The 26,889-nt window shown below is 72.1% G+C and carries 26 protein-coding genes; 5 read left to right on the plus strand and 21 right to left on the minus strand.

The features are described from left to right. Window positions 1–7 precede the first annotated feature (7 nt). The gene (locus EXW95_RS19985) at window positions 8–631 is read left to right on the plus strand and encodes a hypothetical protein (RefSeq protein WP_174369257.1); all 624 of its coding nucleotides are present in this window, start codon (window positions 8–10) and stop codon (window positions 629–631) included. A 242-nt stretch (window positions 632–873) separates the two neighbouring features. Then, window positions 874–2,070, plus strand: a complete 1,197-nt coding sequence (locus tag EXW95_RS21465; protein ID WP_174369258.1) for a S41 family peptidase — start codon at window positions 874–876, stop codon at window positions 2,068–2,070. Between the two features lie 111 nt (window positions 2,071–2,181). Here the strand turns inward: EXW95_RS21465 and EXW95_RS19995 are convergent, their stop codons facing one another. The 11 genes from EXW95_RS19995 to EXW95_RS21475 form a co-directional block, all read right to left on the minus strand. Beyond that, window positions 2,182–3,168 (minus strand): hypothetical protein, encoded by a 987-nt coding sequence (locus EXW95_RS19995; RefSeq protein ID WP_174369259.1) that lies wholly within the window; start codon window positions 3,166–3,168, stop codon window positions 2,182–2,184. A gap of 87 nt (window positions 3,169–3,255) precedes the next feature. Then, window positions 3,256–4,176, minus strand: a complete 921-nt coding sequence (locus EXW95_RS20000) for a diguanylate cyclase (protein WP_174369260.1) — start codon at window positions 4,174–4,176, stop codon at window positions 3,256–3,258. Then, on the minus strand, window positions 4,173–5,054 hold the full coding sequence (locus tag EXW95_RS20005) for an Hpt domain-containing protein (protein WP_174369261.1): 882 nt from the start codon (window positions 5,052–5,054) through the stop codon (window positions 4,173–4,175). Before EXW95_RS20005 ends, EXW95_RS20000 begins: the two co-directional genes overlap by 4 nt. Next, window positions 5,051–5,863: a chemotaxis protein CheB gene (locus tag EXW95_RS21470; protein WP_174369262.1), complete on the minus strand. Its 813-nt coding sequence runs from the start codon at window positions 5,861–5,863 to the stop codon at window positions 5,051–5,053. Before EXW95_RS21470 ends, EXW95_RS20005 begins: the two co-directional genes overlap by 4 nt. A 67-nt stretch (window positions 5,864–5,930) precedes the next feature. Beyond that, on the minus strand, window positions 5,931–7,820 hold the full coding sequence (locus tag EXW95_RS20015; protein ID WP_174369263.1) for a response regulator: 1,890 nt from the start codon (window positions 7,818–7,820) through the stop codon (window positions 5,931–5,933). Next, window positions 7,798–9,597, minus strand: a complete 1,800-nt coding sequence (locus EXW95_RS20020) for a methyl-accepting chemotaxis protein (protein ID WP_174369264.1) — start codon at window positions 9,595–9,597, stop codon at window positions 7,798–7,800. The genes EXW95_RS20015 and EXW95_RS20020 overlap by 23 nt, the downstream gene beginning before the upstream one ends. Window positions 9,598–9,691: 94 nt before the next feature. Beyond that, window positions 9,692–10,180: a chemotaxis protein CheW gene (locus EXW95_RS20025; protein WP_174369265.1), complete on the minus strand. Its 489-nt coding sequence runs from the start codon at window positions 10,178–10,180 to the stop codon at window positions 9,692–9,694. Continuing rightward, entirely contained in the window at window positions 10,177–11,343 is a 1,167-nt protein-coding gene (locus EXW95_RS20030) for a CheR family methyltransferase (RefSeq protein ID WP_174369266.1), read from the minus strand. Before EXW95_RS20030 ends, EXW95_RS20025 begins: the two co-directional genes overlap by 4 nt. Next, window positions 11,340–11,675, minus strand: coding sequence for a chemotaxis protein CheW (locus EXW95_RS20035; protein WP_174369267.1), 336 nt, complete (start codon window positions 11,673–11,675; stop codon window positions 11,340–11,342). Before EXW95_RS20035 ends, EXW95_RS20030 begins: the two co-directional genes overlap by 4 nt. 74 nt (window positions 11,676–11,749) lie before the next feature. Further along, a complete protein-coding gene (locus tag EXW95_RS20040; RefSeq protein WP_217449543.1) occupies window positions 11,750–12,463 on the minus strand; it encodes a response regulator transcription factor in 714 nt (237 codons plus the stop codon). After that, complete coding sequence (locus tag EXW95_RS21475) at window positions 12,460–13,707, minus strand: sensor histidine kinase (protein ID WP_371810200.1); 1,248 nt, start codon at window positions 13,705–13,707, stop codon at window positions 12,460–12,462. Before EXW95_RS21475 ends, EXW95_RS20040 begins: the two co-directional genes overlap by 4 nt. A gap of 233 nt (window positions 13,708–13,940) precedes the next feature. Between EXW95_RS21475 and EXW95_RS20050 the strand changes: the two genes are divergently transcribed. Continuing rightward, window positions 13,941–15,824: an alpha/beta fold hydrolase gene (locus EXW95_RS20050; protein ID WP_174369268.1), complete on the plus strand. Its 1,884-nt coding sequence runs from the start codon at window positions 13,941–13,943 to the stop codon at window positions 15,822–15,824. A gap of 223 nt (window positions 15,825–16,047) precedes the next feature. After that, complete coding sequence (locus tag EXW95_RS20055) at window positions 16,048–16,311, plus strand: hypothetical protein (RefSeq protein ID WP_174369269.1); 264 nt, start codon at window positions 16,048–16,050, stop codon at window positions 16,309–16,311. A 24-nt stretch (window positions 16,312–16,335) separates the two neighbouring features. On the opposite strand, the gene EXW95_RS20060 is transcribed toward EXW95_RS20055, so the two are convergent. The 10 genes from EXW95_RS20060 to EXW95_RS20105 all read right to left on the minus strand — a co-directional run bounded on the left by EXW95_RS20060 (window position 16,336) and on the right by EXW95_RS20105 (window position 25,728). Further along, window positions 16,336–17,517 (minus strand): oligogalacturonate lyase family protein, encoded by a 1,182-nt coding sequence (locus EXW95_RS20060; RefSeq protein ID WP_174369270.1) that lies wholly within the window; start codon window positions 17,515–17,517, stop codon window positions 16,336–16,338. A 34-nt stretch (window positions 17,518–17,551) separates the two neighbouring features. Then, window positions 17,552–17,899: a cupin domain-containing protein gene (locus EXW95_RS20065; protein ID WP_174369271.1), complete on the minus strand. Its 348-nt coding sequence runs from the start codon at window positions 17,897–17,899 to the stop codon at window positions 17,552–17,554. Then, window positions 17,896–18,876 carry a sugar kinase gene (locus EXW95_RS20070; RefSeq protein ID WP_371810201.1) on the minus strand — a complete coding sequence of 327 codons (981 nt, stop codon included), beginning with the start codon at window positions 18,874–18,876 and terminating at the stop codon, window positions 17,896–17,898. Before EXW95_RS20070 ends, EXW95_RS20065 begins: the two co-directional genes overlap by 4 nt. After that, window positions 18,873–19,538 (minus strand): bifunctional 4-hydroxy-2-oxoglutarate aldolase/2-dehydro-3-deoxy-phosphogluconate aldolase, encoded by a 666-nt coding sequence (locus EXW95_RS20075; protein WP_254606118.1) that lies wholly within the window; start codon window positions 19,536–19,538, stop codon window positions 18,873–18,875. Before EXW95_RS20075 ends, EXW95_RS20070 begins: the two co-directional genes overlap by 4 nt. Then, window positions 19,528–20,310: a 2-dehydro-3-deoxy-D-gluconate 5-dehydrogenase KduD gene (kduD, locus tag EXW95_RS20080; RefSeq protein WP_371810202.1), complete on the minus strand. Its 783-nt coding sequence runs from the start codon at window positions 20,308–20,310 to the stop codon at window positions 19,528–19,530. Before kduD ends, EXW95_RS20075 begins: the two co-directional genes overlap by 11 nt. Further along, on the minus strand, window positions 20,307–21,116 hold the full coding sequence (gene iolB, locus EXW95_RS20085; RefSeq protein ID WP_174369273.1) for a 5-deoxy-glucuronate isomerase: 810 nt from the start codon (window positions 21,114–21,116) through the stop codon (window positions 20,307–20,309). The genes kduD and iolB overlap by 4 nt, the downstream gene beginning before the upstream one ends. Then, window positions 21,113–22,657, minus strand: a complete 1,545-nt coding sequence (locus EXW95_RS20090) for an extracellular solute-binding protein (RefSeq protein WP_174369274.1) — start codon at window positions 22,655–22,657, stop codon at window positions 21,113–21,115. The genes iolB and EXW95_RS20090 overlap by 4 nt, the downstream gene beginning before the upstream one ends. A gap of 70 nt (window positions 22,658–22,727) precedes the next feature. Beyond that, a complete protein-coding gene (locus tag EXW95_RS20095; RefSeq protein WP_174369275.1) occupies window positions 22,728–23,582 on the minus strand; it encodes a carbohydrate ABC transporter permease in 855 nt (284 codons plus the stop codon). 76 nt (window positions 23,583–23,658) lie between these two features. Next, entirely contained in the window at window positions 23,659–24,612 is a 954-nt protein-coding gene (locus EXW95_RS20100) for a sugar ABC transporter permease (protein WP_217449544.1), read from the minus strand. A gap of 102 nt (window positions 24,613–24,714) precedes the next feature. After that, window positions 24,715–25,728 (minus strand): LacI family DNA-binding transcriptional regulator, encoded by a 1,014-nt coding sequence (locus EXW95_RS20105; RefSeq protein ID WP_174369276.1) that lies wholly within the window; start codon window positions 25,726–25,728, stop codon window positions 24,715–24,717. 152 nt (window positions 25,729–25,880) lie between these two features. Here EXW95_RS20105 and EXW95_RS20110 point away from each other — a divergent pair, with 152 nt between their 5' ends. After that, window positions 25,881–26,621, plus strand: coding sequence for a MerR family transcriptional regulator (locus EXW95_RS20110; RefSeq protein WP_174369277.1), 741 nt, complete (start codon window positions 25,881–25,883; stop codon window positions 26,619–26,621). Window positions 26,622–26,889: the final 268 nt, after the last annotated feature.

Consider the following 26,889-nt stretch of genomic DNA (forward strand, 5'->3'; position numbering starts at 1 on the left):
CCTATCAATGAAAGTCTATCTCGAGAATAGAGCTTCAATCCCTAAAATATTATATGGAGGGAATATGACTAGAAATACATTCTTGTTTTTGGTTGCTGGAGTAACGGTATATTACATAGCGTTGCTTGTGGTGGCATGGTGCGGATATTCTTTCGACTCTAATAATTGGAGCGTAGAAGCAAAATTTATAAAAGACTTCGTAGCTATTTTGACTGCTTTGCCAGCTGCGTTTCTGGCTTTTGCGGTTCAGCAAAGACTGGTATTTATCAAAGAGATGCGTGATATTTACAAGGACTGCTTGGTTTCGGTTGAGGAAGCTATCTATTTTTGCAAAAGTAGATCATTTGAGAGTGATGAAAAACTTCGCGTTCTGAAATCGTTAAGTATTGCCATTGATAAGGTAAGAGCGATCTTAAGTAATGGAAAATCGAAAAGCTATCCAGTCGTTGGGATGCATAAAATCTATAAAATTATAGATAAGATGAGCCACGAAGGGGAGATGCTGAGTGCGCATGATGAAATCATCGATCTGTGGAAGTCAACAAGGCAAATATTCTTGGATGAAATGGATCGCGGTGATCACAGACTCACTTACAAAGATCAGTACGCAATGCTGAATACCAACAGGTAGTTCTGACGCTGCCCCTGTTTCCTGCGCCAGCGCAGCACCCAACACTTCGGCAAAATGAGCTTCCTGCCGTGCCGCGTGAAGGAAGCCGGGCAGTGTCTGAGTCTCTGACGACCTCCGAACCTGCTGAGAGCAGTACGTCCGTTCGTCCGCCCAGCAATCCATCGTCTCCACGAGACCGACACTGGTGGGGTACCCCCTCAGGTGAGCGGCGCGCGGAATCCACAGCGGTCTACACTGCGGGTGTGCGACGGACCCTGCTGCTCCTGGCGACCCTCCTCAGTACACAGACCGTTCGAGCAGAAGCGCTCGAACCGCTTCAGGTGGACCGCATCATCAAGAGTCTTCAGTATTTCCCCTACCTCTACCCGTTTGACGAGAAGAAGGTCAGGCAGGGTGCCGAGCAGGGAATCGACGGTCTGATTCGCGCGCTGGGCAGTCCGGATGTCCGCTTCTCTCCGCGCAATGTGCTTGTTCCGTCGGCCAATCCTCAGAAGGGGACGACCTTCGGCCTGGAGTTCGAGCAGGACGGGGCGGCGCAGCAGGGCGTCCAACTTGCTGCCATTCCACCGTTTACGTCCGCGTGGTACCAGGGATTGCAGCCGGGCGACATCATTGAGGGGATCGGCGACCATGACGTCCGGTCGGTCACACGGCAGGCGGCGGCGGCATTGCTGCCGCTTCTGGAGGATCAGTTCGTGGACCTGACCGTTCGGCGGGGTGAAACGCGGCAGGTCGTCAGGGTCACCCGGCAGGCCATCACCCCCACGCTAACTGTCCGGGAGGGGCTGCCGACCGACACGGCGTATCTGGCGATGCCTACCTTGTTCACTGGATTGAGCGACGTCACGGATCAACTGACGAGAGCAATCCAGGTCCTTCAGGAAGACGGAATCGCCACCCTGATCCTGGACCTGCGCGGCAACACAGGCGGCACGCTGAATACTGCCGTGGCCGTCGCGGATCAGTTCCTGTCGCAGGGTGACATCGTGAGCCTGAAAGGGAAGAGTGGAGACACGCGAATCTACGGCAGCGCAAAGCCGCACTTCAGGGATTTCACCGGACGCGTCATAGTGCTCGTGAACCGCGAGACGAGCGGCGGTGCAGAAGTGATCGCGAGTGCCCTGCAACACGCCCGCATGACAGTGATCGGCGAGCGAACGGCAGGACAAGGCGTGGCGTCGACATCCCACGGGATGGACACGGGTTACCTGACGTTCCCCATCGCGTTCCTGGTCACGCCCGGCGGACAGATTCAGGGTGTGGGGGTCACACCGGACATCGTCGTGCGTGATGATCGGCAGCGGCCCGCTGCGGGAACCGTGGTGAACCTGCCGGGCGATGCGGTGCTGCGCCGGGCGCTGGAGGAAATCGGGCGCATGTCCCAGTCCACCCCGGCAGATACGGGTTCCATCAGGGGGACTGCCGAGTCCGGCGAGTAAGCTTCGAGCAGGTTCAGACGTCACGAAGATGTAGTTCTGGATCGCCCGGCCACGTGACGCTAGACGGCTCGGGCATGTGGAAGCGTGGGGCGGGGCGGACTGCCGCGCCACTCAGGAAACAGCCCAGCAGATCTCAAGGCCGAAGCGGATGAGCAGCGTGGCTTCCAGGCGCTCGCTGGACCGCACCTGATTCACGTGGTAGTTGACGGTGCCGGACCCGTCCGGGTCGATCAGGTCGCGGGTGAGGTCGGGGTCGTCGGCCAGTTCCTCCAGCAGGGGGAGGGTCGCGGCGCCGGACTGGAGGACCAGGGCTCGCATTTCGATGGGGAGCGTGGCAAGGACGGCGGCCTGCTGGTCGGCCTGCAGGCGTCGGCTGAACAGCAGGCGTTCGAGTGTCTTCAGGTCCCGCGTGCTCATCGCCTCGTCGAACAGCACGCCGCGGAGGGCGGGGGGCGTGCACCAGTGTCCTGCGGTGGCGAGACGCAGGTGGGGCCGTTCGAGCAGCACCCGTGGATCGTATGGCTCCGGCAAGAGGAACAGCCAGCGCAGGAGCGGGGACGGGTTCAGGGAGTCGAGGGCCGGGTTGTCGAGCAGCCGGTCGGCGAGGCGCCGCCACTGCTCCGGGGTGGGCCGCACCGTGAAGGCTGGTGTGCTCCAGGCTGGCGTGACGGGCTCGGCCCACGGGGGTGCGCTGAACCCGTGGTGCGGGTCGCGGGGAAACAGGGCCTCGTGCTCGAACAGCGCCTCGATGACTTTGGGGTCGGGGTCGCCCGCCAGTTCGATCAGGCGCTCAATGTCCGAGCTATATCGGGCCAGTTGGCGGGGCGTGAAGTGGACCTCGAGTTCCGGCGTGAAGCGCAGCAGCAGGATGAGTTCCTGTTCCTGGCGGCGGTCGTGCCGGATCGCCTCGTCCCACAGGTCGGCCAGGGGGAGGGACGTTTCAAAGGGGAGTGTCACGCTCCGCAGCAGGTCGGCGCGGTGGGCGATGACGTTCAGGGCGGCCGGGGACAGGTGCGGGGCGCGGCGTAGGGCATGGAGTGCGGTAGACAGCGGGGCGTGTTCGAGGCGGTGCAGGAAGGCCGCTTCGGTGTCGGTCATGCCGGAGCATGGCACGGGGGAGCGTGCCGGGCGCGCCGATCTGCGCGTGTCCCGCCTGCGTTCAGTCGCCTTCTGCGGCCCGGCGCGTCACCATTCCTCGGTGCGGTTGCGTCCCCGCGCCTTGGCGCGGTACAGGGCCTCGTCGGCGGCGTCCTTGAGGTCCGGCGCGGCGGTGCTGGCGAGGCCCAGGCTCAGCGTGACGCGCCCGAGCGGATGGTCCGGGTGGGGGATGGCGGCCGCCTCGAGGGCCGCGTGGATGCGCCCGGCGACCTCGTGCGCGCCGCGCGGGTCGGTGTCGAGGAGCAGCAGCGCGAATTCCTCGCCGCCGTAGCGGGAGGCGAGGTCGGTGCGGCGCTGGCAGCTCGCGCGCAGGACGTCCGCCACGCGGCGCAGGCACTCGTCCCCGGCGGGGTGTCCGAGGGCGTCGTTGTAGCGTTTGAAGTGGTCGATGTCGGCCATGATCAGCGTGGTGGGCCGCGCGCTGCGCTGCGCGAGGGCGAGTGCCTGCTCGTACTGCGTGTCGAAGGCGCGGCGGTTGGCGAGTCCGGTCAGCGCGTCGGTCAGGGACAGGTGCGCGAGCTGGGCGTTCGCGGCCGCGAGGTCACGTTCGCGGTCCTTCGCGGCGCGCAGCGCGCGGGTCAGCCGGGCGGCGTTCAGGGTGCGGGCGCGCAGGACGTTGTCGTGGGCGGGTTTGGTGACGTAGTCGTTGGCGCCCGCCGCGAACGCGTCGTCGAGCCGTTCGGTTTCCTGGGTGCTGGTGACCATGATGACGCTCAGGTCCGCGAGGTGCGGCTGGGCGCGCAGGTCCCGCAGGAAGCTCAGGCCGTCCAGTTCCGGCATTTCCAGGTCCAGCAGGACGACGTCCATGTCGCACGCGCCGCTGCGGAAGCCCAGGAGGTCGCGGGCGCCCTGCAGGTCGCCGGGGGCGTGCACGGCGCCGATGGGGGAGAGGGTGCGGGTGAGGATCGCGCGGATCAGGGCGCTGTCGTCGATGACGAGGATATTCATTGGGGGTCCGTGGGGGTCGGCGTCCAATGGCCGGGCAGGGTGGAGGTGGGGGCGTCGTGCGTGGGGCGGCCGCTGGCGTGCAGGCCCCGCGCGCGGGCGTCGGCGCGGGCGTCCGGGTCCTCGCTGAGGACGTGCAGGGTGCCGGGGGGCCACCCGGCGCGCAGCGCGGCGTTCAGGAACGTGGCCGAGAGCAGCACCAGGGTCGCCGGGACGGGTGCGGGGACCTGCGCGTGGGTGTGGACGTCGTACCCCAGGCGCCGCAGGTGCGCGGCGAGGGCGTCGCGGCTCAGGGCACTGACGTCCATCACGACCGCGCGTGGCGGGGCAGGGGCGGGCGTGCTGGGCTGATCGGCGCTGGGCTGATCGGCGCTGGGCTGATCGGCGCTGGGCTGATCGGCGCTGCGGGCCGGTTGGTCCGGCGCGGCGCCGTGTCCGGCCTGCGGGTGCTGGGCGCCCCGTGGGGCCGGGCTGCCGGGGACACCGAGGAGGTCCCGCAGCGCCTGCGCGGCCGTTTCGTCGTCGGGGTGGGCGGGCGCGCCGGGGGAGAGGTCTTCAAGCTGCCGGATCAGGCGGTCGCGGGCGTGGAAGGCGGCGCTCAGCCAGCCGGGCGGCGCGGCGCGGCCCGCGCGCAGGTGCGCGAGCAGGTCCTCCAGCGCGCTCATGAGCAGCTGCACGCCCCGCAGGTCGAGCATGGCCGCGCCGCCCTTGATGGAATGCGCCGCCTGGAACGCCGCGCGGATGGCCGCGCCCTCGCCGCTGCCGGGTGCCGGTTCGCCCGCGTGGTCCTCCAGGTGGTGCAGGGCCGCGTCGAGCGTGTCGAGCTGCGCGCGGGCCTCCTCGGCGAACAGCGGGACGAAGTCGTGCGCGTCGCCGGTCACGCGTGCCGCTCCAGGAAGGCCCGCAGGCCGCGCGGGGCGGCCAGCACGCCCGGATTCACGCGCGTCAGGGCCTGCGCGGGCATGGACGGCACGGTGGCGCTGGCCGGGTCCTGCACGGCGCTGCGCGCCCCGGCGGCGTGCAGCGCGGCCAGCCCGGCGGCCCCGTCGTCCCCCATGCCGCTGAGCAGCATGGCGTTCAGCGCGCCGCGCCAGGACAGCGCCGAGAGGAACAGTCGGTCGATGGACGGCAGGTACTCGCGGCCCGGCTGGCCCGGCTGCAGGCTCAGCGTGTCCCCCTGCAGCGTGACGTGCGTGCCCGAGACGACCGTGATCGTTCCGGGGCGCAGCGTCTCGCCCGGCGTGGGGCTCAGCACCGGGGCCGGCGTGAGCGTCCCGAGCCACTGCGTGAGGTTGTCACTGAACCCCTCGGAGAGGTGCTGCGCGATCACGACCGCCCCGCGCGGCTGCCAGCCGCTCAGCAGTTCCTGCAGGACGCGCGGCCCGCCGGTACTCGCGCCGATCAGCGTCAGGGTCACGGCGGGCGTCTCGGCCGGGGCCGGTCCGTCGGAGGGGGCCGTGGGCAGCGCGGCGCGGGGCGGCAGCAGCGGCAGCGCGCCCTCCAGCGTCGCCGCGTACCGCACGCCCGGCGGTGGGGGCCGCGCCCCGGTGACGATCAGGCGGGTTCGCAGGGGCCGCAGCGTCTCGCGCAGCGCCGCCCAGTCCAGGTCGGGGGGGGATTCACGACGAGCAGCGTCGCGCCGGGCGGCGCGCGGCGCAGTTCCGCCAGGGCCGCCGCCTGCGACGTGCACAGCCGCCGCGGGGACGGCAGGACCCGCGCCAGCCCGAGGTCCGCCGGGGCAAGCAGCGCCACGAGCGTCACAGCAGCCGCCTCAGCGTGGCGAGCAGCGCCGCCTCGTCGAATTCACCCTTGACGAGGTACGCGTCCGCGCCCGCCTCGGCGCCCTGCTCGCGGTCCTCCGGGCGGGCCAGGGACGTGAGCAGCACCACCGGCAGGTGCTGCAGCTGCGGATGCGCCCGCACCTGCCGCGTCAGGTCCAGGCCGCCCAGCTGCGGCATCTCCACGTCGGTCAGCAGCAGGTCCGGCGCGCCGCGCAGCGCCGCCTCCCACGCGAGCGCGCCGTTCTCCACGGCCGTCACCTCGAAGCCCGCGCCGCTCAGGATGCCGCGCAGCAGCTGCCGCGTGACCGCCGTGTCCTCGGCCAGCAGCACCCGCGGGGCGCGCAGCGGGGCCGCCTCGGCGCTCACGGCGGGCGGGCGCAGCGCGCGGACGTTCAGGACCGGCACGATCTGCCCGTCGGGCAGCTGCGCGGCGCCCTCCAGGTGCGGGGCGCCCGCCAGGGGGAACGCCAGCGGCTTGATCACGAGTTCCTCCTCGCCCACCAGGGCGTCCACCAGCAGCGCCAGGTGCGCCTCGCCCTGCCGGACGAGCAGGTACGCGCCGTCCCGTGACGCCCCGAGGTTCAGCGCGCCCGCCAGCGACGCGGCGGGCACGACCCGCCCCCCGATCCGCACGGCGGGGCGGCCCTCGTGCGGGTGCACCTGGGCGCGCCCGGCGCGGTCCACCCAGCGCACCGGGACGCCCAGCAGCTGCCCGGAGGCGCGCACCACCGCCACGCGGGTCGTGGCGAGCGTCAGCGGAAACTGCACCGTGACGGTCGTGCCGCGCGGCCCGCTGCGCAGCGAGACGTCGCCGCCCAGCGCGCGCGCCTGCGTGCGGACCACGTCCAGCCCCACGCCGCGCCCCGACAGGTCCGTGACCTCCTGCCGGGACGTGAAGCCCGGCGTGAACAGCAGCTCGGTCAGTTCGGCGTCCAGCGCCGCGTCGCCCCGCGCGTACGGGCGGCCCGCGGCGCGGGCGATCTCGGCGTAGTCCACGCCGGGCCCGTCGTCGTGGACGGTCACGGTGACCTGCCCGGCGGCGCTGTACGCGGACAGGGTGACGGTGCCCGTGTCGTCCACGCCGCGCGCCGCGCGCGCGCCCGGCAGGTCGATGCCGTGATCGACAGCGTTGCGGATCAGGTGCAGCAGCGGGCTGCGCAGGCGGTCCATGGCGTGCCGGTCGAGTTCCGCGTCCGCCGCGTCCACGTGCAGCCGCGCGCGTTTCCCGGCCTGCCGGGCGGCGTCGCGCGCGGCCCGCTCGAAGGACTGCAGGAACGGCCGCGCCGGTTCGAGCCGCGCGGCGAGCACCTCGCGCGCCAGGTCGTCGGTCAGGGTCGCCAGGGTCTGCTGCGCCGCGCGCACGTCCCGCCACGCGCCGCCCTCGCCGCTGCGGGCGCGGCCCAGCCGTTCGTTCAGCTGCAGCCGCGCGCTCGTGAGTTCCCCCGCCAGCGCCAGCAGCGCGTCGAGTTTGCGCACGTCCACCCGCACGGTCGCCGGGGGGTCCGGGCTGTGCAGGCCAGGGGCGGCGTCAGGACTGGAACTGTCTGGACTGGGACTGTCTGGTTTGGGCGTGTCTGAATCGGACTTCTGTGGACCGGGCGTGTCGGCAGGCTGCGTCTCCGGGGGCAGCAGGCCCAGCCGCCGCAACTCGGCCTGCAGCGTCTCCGGGCCGGGCGCGGTGTCGTGCAGGGCCTGCGCGGTCCGCAGGGCGCCGCGCAGCGCCTCGTCCCCGGCGACCGCGGCGGCGGCGTGCAGGGAGTGCAGCGCGCGGGCCGCCGCCGCGCCCCCCGCCGCGAGGTCCGGCTGCGCGGCGCGCAGTTCGTCGCGCAGCGCCCGGGCGAGGTCAGGTGCGGTAGCGTCCGGCATGCCCGTTCAGGTCGGTCACGAGGGCCTGCAGGCGCCGGGCGATCTGCTGGTTGTCCTGCGTGACGTTCAGGTGCTGCGCGGTCGCCTCGTTGATGTCGTTCATGGCGACCGCGATCTGCTCCATGCTCAGCGCGTGCTGCTCGACCGCCTCGGCGATCTGTGAGGCCATGCGGGCCGCGTCGTCGTTCACCCGCGCGAGCTCCCCGATGGTCTGCCCGGCCCGGTCGATCAGGGCCGTGCCCACCTGCGCCTGCTTGCTGCCCTCCTCGGTGGCGAGCACGGCGGCGTTCGTGGCGTGCTGCGCGTCCTCCAGCGTGCGGCGGATCTGCCCGGCGGCCTCCTTGGACTGCTCGGCCAGCGTGCGGATCTCCTGCGCGACCACCGCGAAGCCCCGCCCGTGCTCCCCGGCGCGGTTGGCCTCGATGGCGGCGTTCAGCGCGAGCAGGTTCGACTGGTCGGCCAGTTCACTGACCGTCTCGACGATCTCGCTGATCTGCCGCGAGTGCCGCGAGAGGTGCAGCATGTTCTGCGCGATGTCGTCCACGCGGCCCTGCAGGGCGTGCATGCCCTGCCCGGCGTCGCGGGTGGCCTGCACGCCCTGCTCGGCCACGACCCGCGCGGCGTCCGCCTGCCGGGACACGCGCCCGGCGAGGTCCACGGCGTGACGGCTGGTCGTGCGGACCTCCTCGACGGCGGCGGTCGTCTCGGCGATCGCGGCGGACTGCTGGTGCACGCTGGTGCTCTGCTGCGCGGTGGCCGCCACGAGGCTCTGACTGGCGAGGCTCAGCTGCGCGCTGGCGTCCTGACTCTGCAGCGCGAAGGCGCGCAGCTGCGCGATCATGTCCCGCAGCGCCCCGCCCAGCGCGTCGCGGTCCGAGCGCAGCGGCACCTCCTGCGCGAGGTTGCCGCCCGCGACGGCCAGCGCGGCGGACGCCGTCTCCTGCGCGTGCCGGTTGAGGTTCTGCACGGCGAGACTCAGGGTGTCCCCGTCGTGCCGCAGGGGCAGGTCCGGTTGCGGCTCGCCCCGGCTGAGCAGGTCCATGGTCCCGACCAGTTGCCGCTCGTGCGCCACCAGTCGCCCCAGGGCGCGCAGCATGCGGCCCACCTCGTCGCGGCTGTCCCCGCCCGGCACGTCGTCCAGGTACCCGTCCGCGAGGCGACCCACCGAGCGTTCCACCGTCTCGACGGCGTGCACCAGCCGCCGCACGATCCACCACGCGGCCAGCACGGCCAGCAGACCCCCGACCAGTCCGGTCAGCAGGACGGTCGTGTGGGCGCGCCGCAGGTCCGCCGCCAGGGCCACCTGCTCGGCGCCCAGCGCGGCCTCCTGCGCGTCGAGGTAGCTGTTCACGGACCGCCCGAACTGCTGCCGGGCCGGTTCGAAGTTCCGCTCGAAGCGCCGCAGCGTCGCGGCGCGCGGCGCCGAGGTGTCCAGGATCAGGCTCAGTTCCCGGTCGAAGGCCGTCCAGTCCTGCCGCACGGCGGTCAGGCGGGCGCTGTCGGGCAGCGCCGCGAGTTCCTGCAGGGCGTCGTTGCGGGCGTCCTGCACGTCCAGCCACGCGCCGCCGGGCACGAGCAGCGCCTCGGCGCTCAGCAGCGTCACGCGGTTCGTGGCGGCCCGCAGGTTGGTCAGCGTGCGGGCCTGCGTCAGGCCGCGGTTCAGGTCGGCGCTCGTCCTGGCGGCCGCGTCGAGCGCCTGGACGGAGATCACGCCCGTGACCAGCAGGGGCAGCAGCAGCAGCAGGAGAACACCGGCGAGTTTCAGGCGGATCGGCATGGGCACTCCAGGGGGCAGACGGTCAAGAGAGGAACGGTGGTCAGGATGGGCACAGCGGTCAGGTTGGGCACAGCGGTCAGGGAAGACGGGGTCGTCATCCGGAGTCCGGTGGCCGCGCGGGCCACGCCGGCGGCAGGTGCCGCACGAGTGCGTCGAGGTCCAGGCAGGCCACGCCGCTCCCGGTGCGGCCCCGCACGCCGGGCGTCCCGAACGTGGCGGGCGCGACCGGCTCACCCACCCACACGAGGTCCCCGACGGCGTCCACCAGGACGCCGCACGGTTCGGGCTGAGTGGCGGCCAGCAGCACCCGCGCGAGCGGGCCGGGCGCCCCGCCGGGCTGACCGGTCAGCAGCGCGTCGGCCCGCACCACGCCCACCAGACTGCCCCGCACCGTCTGCACGCCCGCGACGTGCGGAGCGCTCAGGGGGAGCGGCGTGATGGCCGCCGGGAGGACCGCCCGCAGTTGCCGCAGCGGCGCGGCGAACGTCTCCCCGCGCACCGTGACGAGCACGGCGTCCACGTCGGGCCGTTGCGGGCGCAGCGGCGTGGCGAGCGTGGCGGCCCGCTCCTCCAGGCGGCTCACTGAGCACCGTCCGCGCCGAGCGCGTGGCGGAGCTGCGCGGCCCGCGCCCGCAGGTGCGCCGCCTCCCAGGAGTCCCCGCGCGCCGCGATGAGCGCCTCGGCGCCGCGCAGGGTCGCGGCGGCCCGCGCGCCCTGCCGCGCCTGCAGGAACGCCGCGGCGAGGTCCAGCTGCGCCGCCGGGTCGTGCGGGGACACGAACGCCCGCTGCCGCGCCCGCGCCAGATCCGGTGCGCCGGGGTCTGTCGCGACGCCGGGCGCCCCGGTGCGGCGTGCCGTGTCCGGTCCAGCGGCGTTCGGATCAGCGGTGGTCGGGCCAGCGGTGGTCTGGCGTGCGCTGTTCGGCGTCCACGCGGATGACCCCGGACCTGGGCCGCTGGGGGCCGGGCGGGCCGCGCCAGATCCGGCAACCACGTCGGGCCGCCAGTCCGCCGGGCGGCGCAGCAGTACCGTCCCGCCCACGCGCACCTGCTCCAGGGTCTCCGTGACCGGCGGGCGCGGGTCGCTCGGCGCGAGCAGCAGCAGGCCCCCCGGGGCCAGGGCCGCGATCAGGTGCTCGCAGACCTGCTGCGCCGCGCCGGGCGTGAAGTAGATCAGCACGTTCCGGCAGGCGATCACGTCGAACCCGGCGTCCAGTGCGGGCCGCAGCAGGTTCTGCACCCGGAACTGCGCCCGCGCCCGCACCTCCGGCCGGACGTTCGCCTGCCCGTCCAGCGTGAACACCCGCGACACCCGGTCCGGCGGCGCGTCCCGCAACGCCCGCAGCGGGTACACGCCCCCCGCCGCGGCCGCCACCGAGTCCGGGTTCAGGTCCGTGCCGAGCACCCGCGCGTCCACTCCGGCGCGCAGGCACGCGCCGAGCAGCGCGTACGCCTCCTCGCCCGTGGAACACCCGGCACTCCACAGGCGCGCCGGGCGGTCCAGGGCGCGCAGGGCCAGCGCCGCGGCGTCCAGCTGCTCCCCGAAGCGGTGGAACCACGTCTCGCCGACCGTGAACGCCGCCGCGACGTCCGCCGCGACGTCCGCGCGGGCCTCCGCCAGCCGCGCCAGGTCCGCCAGCGACCCGTGCGGCGCCGCCAGCCGCTGCAGGCGCGTCCCGGCCAGCCGCTCCAGCGGCGCGTTCCAGCGCAGGCCCGCCGTGCGTTCGAGCAGCTCGTCGAACTTCACCACAGGACGCTCACCACCTGACCGTCCAGCACCGCCGGTCCGTGAGGCGTGACGTCCACGACCGGCCCGGCCTCGTCCACCCACCACGCCTCCCGCTCGGGGGACCGCACGAGCACCAGCCGCTGAGAGGCGTGCGGCACGCCGGGCGGCTGTCCCCACGCGGCGCGCGGGTCGTGGACCGGCAGCGTCTCGCCGCGCAGGTGCACCCGCGGCGGTCCGGGTGGCAGGTGCACCATCGGGTACAGGCGCTCCACCCGGTCCAGCGGCAGCAGGAACCGCGCCTCGCCGACCCGCAGCAGCAGGGCCTGGGGCGCCGGGGTCACGGTGGTCACCTGCCCAGCTTACCCCCGCGTCCGGGTGGGGCCGCGCGAAAACCTCCCATTCGCCCGGACCTCCCGGTCGGTACTCAGCGGAACGCGTCGCCGAGCAGGCCGAGGTCGGTGGCGCGGCGCACCGCCTCGGTGCGGTTCCCGGCGTTCAGTTTCCCCAGGATGCTACTGACGTGCACCTTCACGGTGCCCTCGCTGATGCCCATCTGGCTGGCGATGCGCTTGTTGGGGTGCCCGGCGGCCAGGGCGCGCACGACCTGCACCTCCCGCTCGGTCAGCACGCTCTCGCGCGGGCGGCTGAACCGGCCCCCGTCGGTCTCACTGCTCACGCCGCTGCGCTGCGGATGGAAGCTCCGCGCCGCTGGCGGCGTCCGCGTGAGGTGCTGCGCGAGCAGCTGCGCCACGCGCGGGTGGATGACCTGCTCGCCCCGGTGGACGCGCTGCAGCGCGCTGAGGATCTCCTCGATCTCGGCGCTCTTGAACAGGTACCCGCGCGCCCCGGCATTCAGGCCGCCGGTCATGTCCTCGACCTCCTCGAAGGTCGTGAGCAGCACCACGGGCGGCCCGCCCCGGCGGCGCAGTTCGGCGGTGGCGCTCACGCCGTCCATGACCGGCATGCGGACGTCCATCAGGATCACGTCCGGGTTCAGCGCCTGCGCGAGTTCCAGCGCGCGGGCGCCGTGCTCGGCCTGCGCGACCACCTGCACGTCGTCCTCGAGGTCCAGCAGCGACGCCAGTCCCTGCCGCACGAGCGGCTGGTCGTCCACGATCAGCACCCGCAGCGGCGTCACGCGGGGTCACCGGGCAGCGGGAGCGTCAGGGTCAGTTCGAAGGTGTCCGCGCCGTCCCGGACGCGCAGCGTCCCGCCGAGTTCCTCCGCGCGGGCGCGCAGGCCACTCAGCCCCGCGCGGCCTGACGGCGGCCCGGGCGGCAGGCCCGGCAGGCGCGGGTTGCTCACGGTCAGTTCGATGTGGTCCCCCTGCGTGAGCCGGGCCGTGACCGGGCAGTCCGGAGCGTGCTTGTGCGCGTTCGTGAGGGCCTCCTGCAGCGCCCGGTACACCGTGAGGTTGTGCGCCGAGGGCCACTCGCCGCGCACGCCGTCCGTGCGCAGGTGCGCCTCGCCGGGCCAGGTGCGGGTGAGGTCGCGCAGCGCCTCGCCCAGCGAGCCGTCCAGGTCCGGGGGTTTCAGGGTGGACACGACCTGCTGCAGGCCCCCGAGCGCCTCGCCGCTGCGCGCCATGACGTTGTCCAGCGCCGCCTGGATGCGCGGGTCGAGCGGGTCGCGCTGCTGCAGTTTCCGGACGCGCTGCGCCTCGAGCCGCAGCGCGGTCAGCTGATGGCCGAGCGTGTCGTGCAGTTCACGCGACAGGTGCGTGCGTTCCTGCAGCGCCGCGTGCTGGAGTTCCACCGCCCGCAGCCCGCGCAGCTCGCGGTACGCGCGGCGCAGCGTGACCTGCTGGTCCTCGTGGCGCAGCATGAACTCGAACGCGGCGTACGTGAAGCCCCCCTGCGTCAGCGTCAGCACGACCAGGCCCAGCAGGCCCAGCCACTCCTCGGGGCTGCCCAGCGTCGCCAGTGGCGGGATCAGCAGGTAGATCACGATGCTCGCCACGAACAGCGCCGCGAACAGCGCCAGGGTGCCCTTCAGGCTCAGCCAGTAGCGCGCGACGACCGGCGTGACCAGCAGCGCGGCCGCCGGACGGTCCGCCCACACGACCAGCACGGTCACGGCGGCCGCCGCCGCCCACAGCGCGGCCGTCTCCAGTCGGCCCCGCGTGCCCGGCCGGACCGCCCACAGCGTCAGGGCGAACCACGCCGCCGCCAGCGCCGCGCGCGCGGCCACACTGGCCGGACTCTGGAGGGGCAGGGTCGGGTCCTCGCCGGGGTTGATCACGAGGCTGCGCAGGAACGTCGTCAGGATGCCCAGAGCGGCGAACACCACGACGGGCGTCACGCGCGGGCGGCGCAGGAACGCCCGCACGTCGCTGCGGCGCAGGAACGCACTCAGCATCGGCGGTGAGGGGCGGAGCGGCACACGACTGGGCAGTCTAGTGCCCAGGGCGGGGCGGGCGCGCGGGCCACAGGGCGTATGTCGAAAGTGATACCCGCCCTACCTCTTCACGCGGATGCCAGCCGCCCGCATGGCTGCGTACCGTGAGAACAGTCTGATGAACATGTGAAGCGCGGTCCCGGACGGCGCCGCGCCTGCACACCGCCCCCACTGCCCGCCCACTGCCCCCACACCAGCCCAACTCCGAGGAGACCCCCATGACCACCCGACCCGCCCGCGCGGCCACCGGCGCCGCCGCGCTGCTCGCCCTGACCACCAGCCTCGTCGCCTGCAAGCCCCCCCAGACCCCCGAAGCGGACGCCCTGAAACCCTTCACCGGGCAGACGCTGACCTGGGCCGCGTGCGACCCCACCATCCTCGGCAGTGACCAGAGCCGCCTGTTCACGCAGATCAGCGCGCGCCTGAGCTGCGCCGACCTGAGCGTCCCCCTGGACTGGAACCGCCCCGCCGCCGGGAAGGCCAGCGTGTCCCTGATCCGCTTCGCCGCCGCCGACAGCGCCAAGCGCCAGGGCGCGATCTTCTTCAACCCCGGCGGTCCCGGCGGGGACGGCCTGGCGTTCGCGCCCATCTACGGGTACCTGTGGTCCAGGGGCGGCGTGAAGACCCCGGCCGCCGCGAACCTGAAGACCATGACCGAGCAGTTCGACCTGATCGGCTTCTCCCCGCGCGGCGTGGGCGCCAGCAGCCGCCTGAACTGCGGCACGAACGAACTGAGCGACCCCATCCGCCCCCCCGCCACCGACCGCAGCGAGAAGAACGTCCAGGCCATGCTCCGCGAGGGCAAACTCGTCGCGCTGGCCTGCCAGAAGAACCCCCTGACCCCCTTCATCAACACCGACGCCACCGCCCGCGACCTGAACCTCGCGCGGCAACTGATGGGCGACCAGAAACTGAACTACATCGGGTACTCCTACGGCACCTGGCTCGGCTCCTGGTACGCCAAGCTGTTCCCGCAGCACACCGGCCGCATGCTGCTCGACGGGAACACCTCCTTCAACGCGCCCTTCGAGGAGACCTTCGGGTACCAGCCCATGGCCTTCGAACGGGACTTCCGCGACTCGGTCGCCCCGTACCTGGCGCGGCAGCACGCGTACTTCGGGCTGGGTCAGTCCGGCGCGGCCGTGTACGCCGCGCAGAACGGCCTGGACGCCGACCTGCGCGCCATCACCAGCCGGTACATCGCGCAGTTCATGTACGGCCGCGACGACCTGCCCCTGATCGGCGTGATCCTGCGCGCCGCCGTGACCGTCAGCGCCCTGATCCAGGCCAACCCGCAGGCAGGCCCGGACGAGCTGAGCGCCCTCGCCGCGCAGCAGACGTACCTGCCGGACGAGGCCGGGAACGAGGAAGCGCTCGGCGTCGCCCTGAACCTCATCCAGGTGCGCGAGGACCTGCGCGGCGCGGCCCCCGCCCCGGTGGAACTCGACGCGTCCTCCTCGGTGTTCACCGCCGTCACCTGCAACGACACGCCCTGGAGTGCCGACCTGAAGGCCGTCCGCGCCCGCGACGAGCAGGAAGCCCGGGCGTACCCGCTGCTCGGCGGGGCGTCGGTCGCCAACGCCTGCTACCAGTGGAAGGGCGGCCCCAGCGTCGCTCAGCCCGCCATTCCCGCGAACATGCCGCCCCTGCTGATGCTCCAGAACGAACTCGACCCCGCCACCGCGCAGGAAGGCGCCCTGAATGCCCTGAACAGCACGCCCGGCGCGAAGATGATCTTCATCGACGACGAACCGCAGCACGCCGCGTTCCCCTACGGCACCGCCTGCGTGGACACGCCCATCACCGAGTACTTCCTGACCGGCAACCTGCCCACCGCGAAGAAGAGCGACTGCGCGGCCCTGCCGCTGCCCGGCGAGGCCAGCACCGTCCCGGTCCCGACTGCCCCGGGCAAGACCCTGAAGGTGCAGCGCGGCGCGCTGTGCGTCGCCCAGCCGGACCTCAGCGCCCTGGCGCTGCGCGAGCAGGACCTGCAGGCCGCCAGCCTCGGCGCCCGGCAGATCCTCACGGACAACACCCGCGCGTTCCTGACCCGCAGCGCCGACCCCGCCCAGGCCCGCCTGAACGTCCGCGACTGCCGCTGACCCCCGAACCTGCCCTGTCGAACCTGTCCTGACGCCCCGCCAGCCCTGAGTCCCTCCTGCCCCCTGCCCGACGGTGGGGGGCACTCGACGACCCCTGGAGCCCCGCATGACCGTCCCCGCGCACCCACCGCTTCCGTCCCCCGAACAGCACCTCCAGCTCGGGCGGACCTGCCTGCGCCGCGCCCCGCGACCCACACGGCCCGGCTGCACGCTCACCTGCTTCATGACCACCGAACCCGCCCCGGGGCTGACGTTCCACGTCCGCGTCACGTACGGACGCCGCCGGGCCGGGATGGTCACCGTGACGCCCGAGGCGCTCGCGCAGGGGCCGCAGGCCGCCCGTGACGCCCTGGCGTACCTGCTGCACCTGACCGAACACGACCTGCTGCCGCACCTGCCCGAAACGGCCCGCACGCCCCTGCTCGGCGTGTGGACCGCCGAAGGCTGCGCGCTGCGGGACCGGCACGCGGACCGGACGCGGCACTGACCTGATCCACCTCGCCCGCGGCGTTCAGGGACCGATGCGGGCGAGGTACAGCGCGGGTTCGCCGTGCATGTCGCTGGTAAACAGCACGGCCTGCTCGTCCGGCGTGAAGGACGGGTGGGGGTGCGTGACCTGCCGGCTGCCCAGGTGGACCCGCCACGACGAGTGGTGGCCCGCCAGGGGACGGCTGGTGCGGGCGCGCAGGTCGAACAGGTGCAGGAACGGGTCCGGGTCGAACTGGTGCGCGGCCGCGTCGGCGACGTCCTCGGGGGGGCCGCTGCCGTCCCCGACAAGCAGGGAGCCGTCCGCGTTGCTCATCAGGTGCGAGCAGGGCGGCATGGGCATCAGCGTCTCGTTCGTCAGGGTGTCGGGGTCGGCGGCGCAGATCAGCCGCTCGCGCTGCCCGGCGCGGTACAGCACGTAGATCAGCCGGGAGCCGTCGGGGACCCAGAATTCGTGCGTGCAGGACTCGCCGGGTACGTGCGGGCGCACGGCGCGCGGGTTCCGCCCGTCCTCGTCGATCAGCCACATGCGCCGCTGCACGAGGTCGTGCGGTCCCTCGTGGCAGTACGCGACGGTGGGGGCGCGCCCGCCCGCCGGGCCGCCGCCGGGTGGGTCGGGCCGGTACATGGGGTGACCCAGCCAGCGGGCCTCCTGATGGATGACCTGCGCGTGCCCGCTGCGCAGGTCGATGACGATCAGGCGGCAGCGGGGGTTCCGGAAGAAGGTATCGCGGAAGCCTGCCCAGGTGTCGAGCGGCAGCAGGTCCCCCTCGGCGACCTCGATGCCGACCATGTGCGTGCCCGCGCTGTTCGCCACCCAGGTGCCGTAGCCGCGCTGGCCGTCCGGGACGGTGTACACGACGTCCTCGCGCAGGGAGTCCAGGTGCACGCGGCGCAGTTCGCGCCCGCCCTTGACGTAGTACGCGGCGCGGTCGTCGGGGCTCAGGAACGCGCCGAAGGTGTTGTCGCCGCTGCCCTCGGTCAGCTGCCGGGCCTCCCCGCTGCTCAGGTCCAGCAGGTAGAGGTTCCAGTCGCCGTCGAACAGGCCGCCGAACAGCAGCCGGTCGCCCGACTGCGTGAAGCAGCGCTGGTAGAAGTACGTGCGGTGGCAGGTGACGTCGGGCGGCGTGAGGCGCGTGACGGCCGCGCCGGTGTCCGGGTCGGTGAAGGTGTGGGGCGTCAGGAAGCGGAGCTGGCCTTTGGGCACGGGAAGCCTCGGGTGCAGGAGTGGGGGGGTGGGGTCAGGGGCCGACGAGGTCCTCGCGGACCGGGGTGAACATGTCGAGCAGTTCCCCGGCGCTGACGGCGAGCGCCTCGTGCGGCACGCCGCCGGGAATGCTGAGGCTGTCCCCGGCGCGCAGGGTGTGGCGGGTGTCGCCCAGCACGAACTCGAAGGTGCCGGACAGGACCAGGGTCAGTTGCTCGTGCGGGTGCTCGTGGCGGTACCCGCGCGCGCCGCGCTCGAAGCGGACCTGCATGGCCATGAGTTGCTGCCCGCGCGCGACGAGTTTGCGGGTCACGCCGGGTTCGGCGGGGGACCAGTCGGCGCCCAGGGTCAGGGCGGGCGGGGTGGGGGCGGTATCGGTCATGCAGTCTCCGGGTGGCGGGGCGTGAGAGGAAGGGGGGGCGGCAGGGCGCCCCGGTGGCGGATGACGTGCGCGGCACTGGCGTGCGCCGTGCGGGCGGCCTGTTCTGGCGGCTGGGCGCGGGTCAGGGCGTGCAGGAACGCGCCGTTCCAGGCGTCCCCGGCACCCGTGGTATCCAGCACGTCCGCGACGGGCGGGGCGGGCACATGCAGGGGCTCGCCGCCGGGCTCGCACAGCCACGCGCCGTGCGGGCCGTCCTTGAGAGCCACGGTCACGCCCAGCGCCGCAAAAGCCCTTGCGGTGCCGGGCGCATCCGATGGGATGTGCTCCAGCAGTGCGGCGTCCGCCGGGAAGCTCGGCAGCAGCAGGTCCACGCAGGGCAGCACCTCGTGCAGGGCGGCGCGGGCCGCGTCCAGGCCCCCACGCGCGGCCCACAGGCGCGGTCGGTGGTTCGGGTCGAACGCGACGCGCGTGCCGCACTGGCGGGCAAGCTGCGCGGCGTGCCGGGTGGCAGCCTGCGCCGAACCGCTGATCGCCTGCGTGATCCCCGACAGCAGCAGCGTCCCGCTGGCGGCGACGTACGTGGCGTCCACGTCCGCCGGGCTCAGCTGAGTAGCGGCGCTGTCCGCGCGGCGGTACGTGAACTCGCGCTCGCCGTCCGCGTGCAGTGAGATGAAGTACACGCCGTTCTCGCCGTCCACCAGCGGCGCGTGCGTCACGTCGATCCCCTCGGCCTGCCACGCGCGCCGCAGTCCGTGGCCGAACGGGTCGTTCCCGACGCGGCTGATGAACCCACAGCGGCTCCCGAGCCGGGCGGCACTCACCAGCGCGTTGAGGGTGTCCCCGCCGCAGGCGCGGGTCAGGTGCGGGGCGTCCCCAAGCGGGCCGTCGGCGCGCAGTTCGACCATGCACTCCCCGAGTGCGATCAGGTCCAGGGACCGTTCCGGGTGGGTCGCAGTGTCCGTCGCAGCACCAATCACAGCGGCAGCCCTGCCTCGCGCAGGGCGGCGCGGGTGGCGGCCTCCACGGCGTCCCAGTTGCCGTCCTGCACGGCCCGGGCGGGGAACAGGTGCCCGCCCAGACCCACGGCGAGCGCCCCGGCGTCGCGGTAGGCGGGCACCTCGTGCGGGCGCACGCCCCCCGTCGCCATGACCTGCAGGTCCGGCAGCGGGCCGCGCAGGTCGCGGATGAAGCCGGGACCGCCCGCGCTGGCCGCCGGGAACACCTTCAGCACCCGTGCGCCCAGTTGCCCGGCCCGCACGGCCTCGCTGGGCGTCAGCACGCCCGGCAGGTACGGCACGCCCAGGGTCTGCGCCTCCCGCAACAGGTCGTCGTCCAGATGGGGACTGACGAGGAACGCCGCTCCGGCGTCAACAGCCTCGCGGCCCTGCGCGGCGGTCAGGACCGTGCCGACGCCGACGGTCACGCCGCTCAGCTCGGCCCGCAGGGTGCGCAGGGCGTCGGTGACGCCGGGCGTCGTGAAGGTCAGTTCCAGCACGCGCAGGCCGCCGCGCGCGGCGGCGCGGGCCGCGTGCACCGCGGCCTCCGCATCTGGGGCGCGCAGCACGCCCACCACGCCCGCCGCGCGCAGCGTCTCCGTCAGCGTGTCGGGCTGCGCGGGCCGTGTCGCGTCAGCGGGCAAGCCAGCCTCCGTCCACGACCAGCACGTGCCCGTTCACGTAGTCGCTGGCGGGCGACGCGAGGAACACGGCGGGCTGCGCAAGGTCCTCGGGGCGGCCCCAGCGTCCGGCGGGAATGCGGTCCAGGATGGCGCGGCTGCGGTCCGGGTCGGCGCGCAGCGCGGCCGTATTGTCGGTCGCGATGTAGCCGGGTGCGAGGGCGTTCACGTTCACGCCGCCCGAGGCCCACTCGTTCGCGAGGGCCTTCGTGAGGCCCGCCACGGCGTGCTTGCTCGCGGCGTACGCGGGGACGCGGATGCCGCCCTGGAAGGCCAGCAGTGAGGCGACGTTGATGATCTTCCCGTGCCCGCGTTCCAGCATGCGGGCCCCGGCGGCGCGGCACAGGCGCCACACGGCGGTCTGGTTCAGGGCGATCACGTCGTCCCAGTCGGTGTCGCTGAAGGTGCGGGCGTCGTCGCGGCGGATGATCCCGGCGTTGTTCACCAGGATGTCCACCGGCCCGAGTTGCGTTTCCACGCGGTCCAGCAGGGTGTTCAGGTCGCTGCTGCTCTGGGTGCTGAGGTCGGCCTGAAACGCGGCGAAGCGTCGCCCGGCGGCCTGGACCTGCGTGCCGGTCGTGCCGTCGTGGTGGGTGTGGGTGTTGATGGCGACGTCCGCTCCGGCCTGCGCGAGCGCCACGGCCAGCGCCTGCCCGATGCCCACGCCGCCGCCCGTCACCAGCGCCACGCGGCCACTCAGGTCGAAGGGGTTGGTGCTCATAGGCACCGTGCTCACAGCATCCCCACGGTCTTCTGCACCCAGCCGACGTCCGGGTCGAGTTTCACGCCCTGCGTGCGGCCGTCCCCGGCGAGGAACCACAGGTAGTACCCGGCGTAGCCGGGGGCGCTGACGTACGTGTGGTACCCGTGCGGGATGGCCAGCAGCGTGTCGTCACGGACGGTGTGTGTATCGTCGTACCCGCGTTCCGGGGAGTAGTGGCGGGTCAGGCCCCACCCTTCGGGGCTGGACACGCGGAAGTAGTACATCTCCTCGTGGAACTTCTCGCTGCCCGCGTTCTCCTCGTGGCGGTGGGGGGGGTAGGTGCTCCAGTGGCCGCTGGGCGTGAGGGTCTCCCCGACGATCAGGCGACTGGCGGGCAGGCCGTTCGGGGCGACGAGAATCTCGCGGAACTGCCGGGCGTAGTTGAGGGTGCCCCACTGGCCGGTGTTGACCTGGTCGGGGCGGATCTCGTAGGGGGCGGTGTCGAGGTCGCTGGGCGCGGACGGCAGGGCGCCCTGGAAGTCGGTGTGGGCGGTGACGGTCCAGGTGTGCCCGCGTGGGATGTAGACGCTGTGCGGGAGGCCGGTGAAGACGCTGGCGCGCCCCCCGACCGAGTCGAAGGTGTGGTCGCCGACCTGCACGTGGGCGCGGCCGCTCAGGGCGACGAGGAGGTGCTCGCGGTCGCCGGATTCGCCGCTGACGCTCTGCCCGGCGGTCAGGTTGAGCTTAGCGAAGTCCAGCAGCGTGCAGGAGTCGTCCTGCAGGGGCTGCAGGCCAGGGGCCGACGGGATGGTGTGGAAGTGCGGGCTGGTGGCGCTCACTTGACGAACCCCCCGGCTTTCAGGGCCGCGTAGGCGTTCTTCTCGTACCCGGCGAAGTTCAGGCCGTTCAGGCCGTCCGTGAAGGCCTTCCAGCTGTCGTCGTTCAGGGGCCGCTGTCCGAGGACGAACTGCACGAGCGATTCGGAAATGTAGCGGTCGATGTCGGCCTGGTTGGGCGCGGCGGGCACGACGAGGTCGCCGCTGCGGTCGATCCAGTTGTTCGTGCGGCGCGTGTCCATCAGCAGGTTGTAGACGTTCACGGAGCGGCCGTCCCCGAACTTCAGGGTGCCGTAGCGGCCCTTGAGTTCCGCCGCCTGCCCGTTCAGCGCCAGGAAGCGCAGCTGCGTGTTCGTCAGGCGGCCGTTCACGTTGGTGGTCGTGACGGTCGGAATCCCACCGACCAGGGTGTAGTCCGCGCCTTTCTTCCCGAAGGCCAGCTGGTAGTACCCCTCGCCGCTGTTCGCCCATTCCAGGAATTTCGCGATGGCGGGGCCTTTCCCGGCGTCCATGGCTTTCTTCGACACGACCAGCAGCGTCCCGGCGTTCGCGAAGGTGCCCATGGAGCGGCTCCCGGCCGGGCCTTTCGGGACGGGCACGAAGCGCAGGTCACCCTTGGGGTTGTTCGCCTCGAAGTTCTTGAACCCGGCGATCAGACCGCCGACACTCTCGAAGAACAGGCCGCACTTGCCCTGCTGCCAGCGGTTGCGCAGGTCGCTGCGTTTCATGGTGGCCCAGTCGGGGTCCATCACCTTGGCGTCCACGAGTCTGCGGACGTACTCGGTGGCCTTGCGGTAGTTGGGGTTGCGGACGTTCGCGGCGAACGCGGCGCCCGCGCGGTAGTTCCAGGTGCCGGGCACGCCGTACGCGCCGTACACCCACTGGAAGTGATTGCCCAGGCCCAGGCCGGGCAGGATGCCCGCGGTGTCGAAGTCGATCACGCCGCAGTAGCCGAAGGTGTCCTTGCGGCCGTTGCCGTCCGGGTCGCGTTCGGTGAAGGCGCGGGCGACGTTCAGGAACTCGTCGAGGGTGGTGGGGGCTTTCAGGTTCAGTTTCTCCAGCCAGTCCTGCCGGATCATGATCCCGTACTGGCGGCTGAGCGTGGCGGGTTCCTGCAGGCCGTACATCTGCCCGTTCTCGTTCACCAGGCCGTTGCGCATGGCGTTCCCGTAGCGGGCTTTGGTGCGCTGCGGCATCTGGGCCAGCAGGCTGGACACGGGCGCGACCTGTCCCTGGCGGATCAGCTGGTAGAAGAGGTTGCGGTTGCGGATCTCGAACAGGTCCGGCAGGTCGTTCGCGGCGGCCAGCGATCCGAGTTTGTTGTCGCCGTCCGCGCCGGTGGGGAGCATGGTGAACTTGAGGTTCACGCCGGTGCGGGCGCGGATGACCTCGCCGGTGTCCCACCCGGCGGTGGGGGCGGGCGCCTCGGGGTTCGCGGCGTACAGCGCCACCGACAGGTCGGTCGCTTTCTGCGCGTGCGCGCCGAGCAGGGCGCTGAGCGTCACGAGGGCCAGGGTGCGGGCGGTGGTGCGGGGGTGCGTCATGGTGGAACCTCCGGTGTGGGGGTGGACGGTCTGGGTGGGTGGGCGATGCAGGTCTGGGCTGCGGGGGTGCTCAGCCCTTCACGCCGCCGGACAGCGTGCCGGACGTGAAGTACCGCTGAATCCACGGGTACACGAGCAGCATGGGAATGGTGGTCAGGACGACGGCCGCCATCTTCAGGGCGTCAGGTGGGGCGGTGGTGGTCGCGGCGGACTCGACGTACTCGGCGGAGTTCAGGCCGGTCAGGATGTCGCGCAGCACCACCGGGAGCGGCATCATCCGCGCGTCGGACAGGTACAGCACGGGTTCGAAGAAGGAGTTCCACTGCGTGACGGCGTAGAACAGCCCGATGGTCAGCAGGATCGGTTTGGACAGCGGCAGCACGATGTGCCACAGGACCTGCAGGTCGGTCGCGCCGTCAATCTTCGCAGCTTCCTCCAGGCTCTCGGGGAGGTTCTGGAAGAAGTTCTTCATGACGAGCAGGTTGTACACGCTGACCGCGCCGTGCAGCAGCAGCGCCCAGTACGTGTTCAGGAGGTGCAGGTCGCGGATCACGAGGTACAGCGGGATCAGCCCGGCGTTGAACAGGAACGTGAACAGGATCACGCCGGTCAGGAACTTGCGGCCCGGCAGGTCGGGGCGGGACAGCGGGTACGCGGTGCAGACGGTCAGGATCATGCTGATCAGCACGCCGCTGAGGGTCAGGAAGACGCTGTTGCCCAGCGCGCGGATCAGCGCGGGTTGTTTCAGGAGTTCCGCGTAGGCCGCCAGGGACGCGGCGGTCGGCAGCAGGCTCGGCGTGCGGCCCAGCGGGGTGATGCTCACCGCCAGCACGTAGATCAGGGGGATCAGGGTGATGAGCAGCACGGCGATCAGGAAGGCGTTCACGCTCCGGTCGAAGGTGCGGTCGTGGCGGGTTCGGGTCATGCGGGTCTCCTCCGGTCAGGTGCAGTGCAGTTGCGGTGCAGGCGCGGTTCAGGTGGGGTGCGGGCGCGGCGCAGGTTTAGTACAGGCCCTGACCGGCGAAGCGGCGGGCGACGCGGTTGGCGACGACGATCATCAGCAGGCCGATCAGTCCCTTGAACAGGCCCACGGCGGTCGCCAGGGAGAACTGGAAGTTCTGGATGCCCTGGCGGTACACCCAGGTGTCGATCACGTCCGCGACCGAGTACACCGGCAGCGAGTACAGGACGTAGATCTGGTAGAACCCGGCGTCCAGGATGTGCCCCAGGCGCAGCAGGGTCACGAGGACGATCACGTCGAGCATGCCGGGCAGCGAGATGTGCCGGATGCGCTGCCAGCGGGTGGCGCCGTCCACCTCGGCCGCCTCGTACAGCGAGGGGCTGATGCCGATCAGCGCGGCGAGGAACAGGATCGCGCTCCAGCCGGTCTCCTTCCAGATGTCGCTGAAGATCACGACCGCGCGGAACGCGCCGGGATCGGTCAGGAACGACACGGGGTCGCCACCGGCCGCGACGAGGGCCTTGTTGACCAGGCCGCTGCCGGGCGAGAGCATGGCGAGCAGGATGCCGAACACGATCACCCACGACAGGAAGTGCGGGAGGTACGTGACGGTCTGGGTGACGCGCGCCAGGCCCTTGCGGCTGCTCTCGTGGATGGCGAGCGCCAGGATGATGGCCGGGGGCAGCCCGATCAGCAGTTTCGCGAAGCTGATCACCAGGGTGTTGGTCATGAGCTGCGTGAAGTAGTACGACTGGAAGAACTGCGTGAAGTTGCTCAGGCCCACCCAGGGGCTGTGCAGGACGCCCTGTACCGGCTGGAAGTCCTTGAAGGCGATCTGCGCGTTCCACAGCGGCCAGTAGCGGAACAGCGCGAACCACAGCAGGCCCGGCAGCAGCATCAGGTACAGGCCCCGGTGGCGCCACAGGCGGGCCAGCAGGCGCTGGCGGGGGCCGCGCTGGGCGGCGGTCGGACTGGAGCGGAGCACGTCGGTCATGGGGCCTCCTGCGGGCATGGGTCACCGTCGCCGGGGCGCGGTGGGCTCCGGCGGGGGCGGTCTGGGTTCAGGCGGGCGAGTTCGGGCTGGGGCGGGTGGGCGTCAGGAACTTCGGGGCGGGGCGGTCGTCTCCCGGACGACCAGTTCGCTGGGGTAGTCGAGCACCGTGCCGCGCACCGCTTCGCCCGCCAGTGCGCCGGCGAGCAGGCGCAGGGCGCTGTCGCTCATGTCGTGGATGGGGTGGCGGACGGTGGTCAGGGCCGGGTGGCTCTGGCTGGCGGCGGCGATGTCGTCGAAGCCCACCACGCTGATGTCGGCCGGGACGCGCAGGCCGCGGTCCTTGACGGCGTCCATCGCGCCGAAGGCGGTCGCGTCGCTCGCGGCGAAGATCGCGGTGGGGGGACTGGGCAGGTCCAGCAGTTCGCGGGCCGCCTCGAAGCCGCGCCGCTGCGTGAAGTTCCCGGGGCGGATCAGGTCCGGGTCGAGCAGGCCGCGTTCCTCCATGGCGTCGCGGTAGGCGCGCAGTCGTTCGTGGGCCTGACTGGACTCGGCGGCGCCCGCGATGAAGCCCACGCGGCGGTGCCCGAGGTCGAGCAGGTGCGTGGTGGCGGCGCGCGCGCCGTGGTACGAGTCGGCGCGGACGTTCGGGAGGTCGGTGGGAATCCCGAAGTGGCTGATGAGCACGATGGGGGTGCGGCTGCGTTCCAGCGCCGCGAGGTGCGTGGGATCGTCGGTCGGGACGACCAGGATCAGGCCGTCGGCCAGTCCGCCGCTGAGGGCCGCGACACGTTCGCGTTCACGGACGGGGTCGCGGCTGGTGGTGAAGACGCCCAGGTCGAGTCCGGCGCTGCTGGCGGCCTCGGCGGCGGCGCGGGCGACCTCGGCGAAGTACGGGCTGACGAGTTCCGGGATGACCATCCCGACGAGGTTGGTGCGGGCGCCGCGCAGCCGCCGGGCGGCGGGGTTGGCGACGTAGCCGAGGTCCTGGGCGGCGCGCAGGACGCGGGCGCGGGTTTCCTCGCTGATGCGGCCGGTGTTGTTCAGGGTCTTGGACACCGTGACGGTGGACACGCCGGCGAGGCGCGCCACGTCGGCGATGGTGACGGGTGCGGACATGGGGGCTCCTGGGGCGGGACGCGGCTGTCCCGCCGATGAGTGGGTTAACGATTACCCTGACAGTACACCTCCCGCCTGGCCCCGTCAATCCACCCGGCCCCCGCTGGTCCGGCCGCGAAGCGCCCCACCCGCTGCCGGGGTACCCTGAAGCGGTGCTGGGAATAGAAGAGCGGTGGAGTGGCGGCATCGACGCGCTGGTCAGCGAAGCGAACCGGCTGCTGGCACAGCTGCTGCCCGGGGACCGCGCCGCCCGCCTGAAAGACGAGATGAACCCACGGCTGGTACGGCACTACACGACCGTCGGCCTGCTGCCCGCCCCCACCCGCGAGGGCCGTGAGGCCCGCTACGGCCGCGCGCACCTGCTGGGCCTGCTCGCCCTGCGGCGCCTGATGGCCGACGGTCTGAGCGGCAAGGCGCTCGTCGGCGCCCTGCTTGGCCGCAGCGAGGAAGAACTCGCCGACCTCGCGCTCACCGGCGTGACCGGCGAGAACCCCTCCGCCCCGCCCGAGCGATCCGATGCATCCCTGACGGATAGCCCCGGGCTCCTGCTGCTGGGCAACATGAAGTTGCCGACCAACCCGGCCGTCGCGTACCTGGACGGCCTGCGTCGCCCCGCCGAGCGGCTGGCGCGCGCCGTGCCGGAGACGCCCAGCCGGGTCCTCCCCAGCCCGGCCCTGCCCAGTCCGGCACCCTCCCGGTGGGGTATGAGGGGCATCCTGCCACGCGCGTCCGATCACGCCTCAACGCGGCCGGGACAGGTGTGGCGCCGCGTGGAAGTCGCGCCGGGCCTGGAGGTGCAGGTGTCCGCCGACTTCCGCGCGCCCCACAGCGAGGCCCGCTGGGCGGACCTGCTGCGCCGGGTGCGTGACGTGCTGGAGGACTCGGGCACCTGATCCAGGGGACGAGCGGGACGGGGGAGGGGGTTCGGTGCGATTGAGGCGTCGGTCGTAGGTGACCAGGGTCTCGTCGATGTTCTCGACCGCGCTGCCCGAGGCCATGTCGGAGGTGGCGCCGGGGTCGAGGGTCGCACCGATCCGGGTGGTGTACACCAGGGTGTCCTGTGGTGTGGCGGCCAGGCTGGTGGTCGCGCCCAGGGCAGCGCGAGCCGCACGTACCGCGTGAGGCGCGTGGCGCGGCGCACCGTGCGGGGGGGGTCGGTGG

It is taken from the genome of Deinococcus sp. JMULE3 (assembly GCF_013337115.1).
Lineage (GTDB): Bacteria > Deinococcota > Deinococci > Deinococcales > Deinococcaceae > Deinococcus.